This window comes from Bacillus sp. GMs2/2, assembly GCF_050172095.1.
Taxonomy (GTDB): Bacteria; Bacillota; Bacilli; order Bacillales; family Bacillaceae_G; genus Bacillus_A; species Bacillus_A cereus.
The window spans coordinates 1-1,933 of sequence record NZ_JBNLYE010000571.1 but is presented as its reverse complement, the minus strand read 5'-3'; the positions used below and the strand labels follow the sequence as shown (position 1 = coordinate 1,933).

Here is a 1,933-nt window from a genome sequence, read left to right as displayed (position 1 = left end):
TGATAGAGAAGAACTAGAAATAGGGGTGAATACTATGATTACATTAGAGCAAAAGTTAGAGCAATATAAACATACATATGTACAGTTAAAGGGAGAACTAAAATGGAAAACGAGTGATTCTCGAACAGGAATGATGATTGCTGCTATGTATGCAGGTAGTGATAAATTGTTTAATCTCGAACGTTTTTTAGAAATTAGTAGTTATATTAAGAATCAAGTAGGGATGTTTTCATACTTAAAGTCTTATCATCGTTTTGTAGTGGCCGCAACATTAGATATTCACTTTACAGATTACAAGAAAGCTTTTCGGACGTTTTTAGATTTATATGAACAATTGGTCACTAGTGGCTTTAGCCGGAGTATATTTACTTATCTCGCAGCAGCTGTGCTTTTAACAGAAGAAAATGAACAGCATGGCGCGCACATTCAGCGTTCGATGCAAGTATATAAACGCATGAAAAAGGATCACCTCTTTCTTACAAGTACAAATGATTATCCGCTCGCGGTTTTATTAGCAGGACAATCAGAGAATGTAGAAACACTTATGGATCGTGTAGAACGTCTGTATCAGAAACTAGCGAAAGCTGGTTTGCGTAAAGGGAATGATCTTCAGTTTTTAAGTCATATTCTTTCACTAAAGAAGGATGTCCGTGAAGAAATGTTAGTTGCAACATGTACAAACATATGGAATTTGTTAAAACAAGAAAAGGTAAAAGTGAAACAGATGCATTATCCAGCAATCGGGCTACTAGCGTTACTTGAAGATGGAGAAAAAGAGATTTATGCTATTAAAGCGTTGATTGAAAAACTGCAGGGGGAGAAATTATTCCGTTGGCATACAGATACGAATATTCTTATTGCTATTCAACTGTTCGTAAGTCAGAAAGGTGAGGAAAGTAAAGCTACCAACACAGGTTTACAAACTATGATAGAAGTCCTCATACAAGCACAACAAGCAGCTATGATGGCAACGATTGCCGCTTCATCTGCAGCAACATCTTCTGCTAGTAGTAGCTCATAATATGTAACTACTTTAATAAGGAAGGTAAAAAAGCCCATCACTTTCTAATGAGTGATGGGCTAACTATTTTTACATAATCAGCATTATTTTTTCGACTCTTTCAAATGTTTGAGTTGTGTAACAATCATAATGCTAATAACAACGAGTAAAAACCATGAACTAATTTTGCTTAAGTGAACGAGATTCCACGCTTCCCGTTGATTTGGATATTGCCATGCTCCGAAAAATGTTGCGATGTTTTCTGCAATCCAAATGAAGAATCCGATAAGGAAAAAGGAGAGAACGAGTGGCATTGTATATGTAACGCCTTGTAATGAAAATTGTACAAATGTGCGAGAGAAAACAATGAATAGTAGTAAAGTTAATATCCATCTAAAATCGTATGTAAAGTGGTGTGTGAAAAAATTGAAGTAAATCATAGCTCCTAACGGCACGGCAAAAATAGCTTTCGGCCAATGATGCATTTTTAAATGCAACCTTCTCCACGCTTGGCATATGTAACTTGCGACACTTGCGTACATAAAGCCGCTGTAAAGTGGAACTCCAAAAATCTTTGAATACGCCTCTTCAGGATAACTCCATGAACCGAAATGAACTTTATATATTTCTAGTAAAAGGCCGATGAGGTGAAAGACAGTAATTACTTTTAATTCGTCTTTCGTCTCAAGTCCAGTCTTGTACATAATCCACTGCATAAGAAGACATGCAATGAGTATGAAATCATAGCGATATAACCCTGGAATAGAAACGATTTTTGAAAGGGCTAGTGTTAAGAAAATAACGACTGGGAATAAGCAAGATAATGCTTGCTCGTAAGTGAAGTGTAGTAGTTGTTTTATATATAACATTGGGTCACCTTCGGTATTTTTATTTGAAAACTCGAAATAATGATTAAGTATACTACACTTTTAA

At 35.7% G+C, this 1,933-nt stretch carries 2 protein-coding genes; one reads left to right on the top strand and one right to left on the bottom strand.

Going from position 1 to position 1,933, the window contains the following annotated elements:
- Positions 1-1,021: DUF4003 domain-containing protein (locus ACQGS6_RS27450; RefSeq protein WP_426965955.1), on the top strand; the 1,021-nt coding region annotated here is incomplete at its 5' end.
- Positions 1,022-1,104: 83 nt separating this feature from the next.
- Here ACQGS6_RS27450 and ACQGS6_RS27445 read toward each other — a convergent pair.
- On the bottom strand, positions 1,105-1,869 hold the full coding sequence (locus ACQGS6_RS27445) for a DUF817 domain-containing protein (RefSeq protein WP_000965751.1): 765 nt from the start codon (positions 1,867-1,869) through the stop codon (positions 1,105-1,107).
- Positions 1,870-1,933 lie beyond the last annotated feature (64 nt).

Excerpts from the sequence above, each read along its gene's own strand:
- ACQGS6_RS27445 (WP_000965751.1), bottom strand. The coding sequence starts at position 1,869 with ATGTTATATATAAAACAACTACTACACTTCACTTACGAGCAAGCATTA.